Origin of the sequence: Saccharomonospora iraqiensis subsp. iraqiensis, assembly GCF_000430445.1 — a bacterium.
Classification (GTDB): Bacteria; Actinomycetota; Actinomycetes; order Mycobacteriales; family Pseudonocardiaceae; genus Saccharomonospora; species Saccharomonospora iraqiensis.
The window spans coordinates 7,009-8,885 of sequence record NZ_KE387087.1 but is presented as its reverse complement, the minus strand read 5'-3'; the positions used below and the strand labels follow the sequence as shown (position 1 = coordinate 8,885).

2 protein-coding genes are annotated in these 1,877 nt (G+C 71.8%); both read right to left on the bottom strand.

Annotated features, from left to right (window positions below; translation table 11 throughout):
- Nucleotides 1–634 (bottom strand): cytochrome d ubiquinol oxidase subunit II (cydB, locus tag ACTIR_RS22990; RefSeq protein WP_034239635.1); only part of this gene is annotated, 634 nt, incomplete at its 3' end.
- A 271-nt stretch (nt 635–905) separates the two neighbouring features.
- On the bottom strand, nt 906–1,877 hold a 972-nt coding region (locus ACTIR_RS0111950), incomplete at its 5' end, for a cytochrome ubiquinol oxidase subunit I (RefSeq protein ID WP_026454463.1).

Genomic DNA, 1,877 nt, shown 5'->3' with positions numbered 1-1,877 from the left:
CCAGCAGCGCGAGGACGGGCGCGAGGGCGACCGGCGCCGCGCGCAGGGCGATCCGGCGCGCGCGGTCGGCCAGCTCGCCCTCCGTCTTCAGCGCCAGGAACACCGCCCCGTGGACCAGGGAGAACCCGACCACGGCCAGCCCACCGAGCACCGTCTCCCAGCGCACGCTCTCCAGCACCGAGCCGACCCGGTCGCCGTCGGCGTCCAACGGCAGCCCGAACACGGTCGTCGCGAGGATCAACCCGACCCCGAACGGCGGCACCCAGGAGCCGAGCACGATCACCCGGTCCCACACGGCCCGCCAGCGGGCCGAGTCGACCTTGCCCCGGTACTCGAAGGCGACCCCCCGCCCGATCAGCGCCAGCAGCACGAGCAGCAGCGGCAGGTAGGCCGCGGAGAACAGGCCCGCGTACCAGGCGGGGAACGCCGCGAACGTGGCGCCGGCCGCGACGATCAACCACACCTCGTTGCCGTCCCAGACCGGGCCGATCGTGTTGATCAGCACCCGGCGCTCGGTCTCGCGGCGTCCGAGTACCGGCAGCAGCATGCCCACCCCGAAGTCGAACCCCTCCAGGAACAGGTAGCCCAGCCAGAACAGGGCGATGACGCAGAACCAGAGTGTCGGCAGGTCCACTAGCGCTGCCCTCCCTCGTGTGCGTGGCCGCGTTCCCGGGGAACAGGGTCACCCGGGACGGCGCTGCGGGGAACAGGTGTTCCCCAGGCTGTGGACAACCGCCACCGTTGTCCACAAACCCCAGGTGAGCGGCGGTGGAAAAAATGATCTTGAAGAGTCGCGGGAACCCGACGGGAGCTGTGGTGCATCGTGTCCTCCTCGCGGTCGGCAGCGTGGCGCTGGCGGGGGTCAGTGGCGGGGTCGGTGGCGCAGGTGGCGCGGTCGGCACGGGTCAGTAGGCGAACGCCAGCGCCTCCCCCGACCCACCGGAACCGGGATCGTCGGGACCGGAGCCGCCGGATCCGTCCGGGCCGTCCGGGCCGTCGGAGCCACCCGGGCCGTCGGAGCCACCCGGACCGCCCATGACCCCGGCGACACCGCCCCGGACGTAGCGCACGAGCAGGAACAGCTCGACCGCGCCGAGGACGGCGTACACGGTGGTCAGCGCGATCAGCGAGGTCCACACCTCGCCGGTGGTCACGTTCGAGACCGCCTGGGCGGTGTACATCCACACCCCGTCGACCCCGCTCGGGTTCGGCACCACCACGAACGGCTGCCTGCCCATCTCGGTGAAGATCCAGCCCGCGCTGTTGGCGACGAACGGCAACGCGATCCCGGCCAGGGTCATCCGGGGGAACCAGCGCGATTCCGGGATCCGCCCCTTCCGTGTCAGCCACAACGCGACCACCCCGATCGCCGCCGACAGCGCGCCGAACCCGATCATGATGCGGAAACCCCAGTAGGTCACCGGCAGGCTGGGCACGTAGTCGACCGGCTCGCCCGCCAGCTCACCCAGCGCCGGGTCGTCCGGGTAGTGGCTGCCGTAGCGCTCCCGGTACTCACCGACCAGGTCGTCGATCCCCTTGACCTCGGTGTCGAGGTCGCCGTGGGCCAGGAACGACAGCAGAGCGGGCACGGTGAACGTCTGCACGCTGTCGCAGTCGGCGTCGGCCACGTCCCCGACCGCCATGATCGAGAAGCCCGCCGGTTCCTCGGTGTGGCACAACGCCTCGGCGGCGGCCATCTTCATCGGTTGCTGCTCGAACATCAGCTTGGCCTGCGCGTCCCCGCTGATCACCAGCACCGCGAAGGACACCACGCCGACCCACGACCCCAGCCGCAGCGAGGACCGCCACACGTCCCGGTCGCCGTCCTCCGCGCCCGCACCGGGACGGCCGCGCCAGAGCCGCCAGCCCGCGACGCC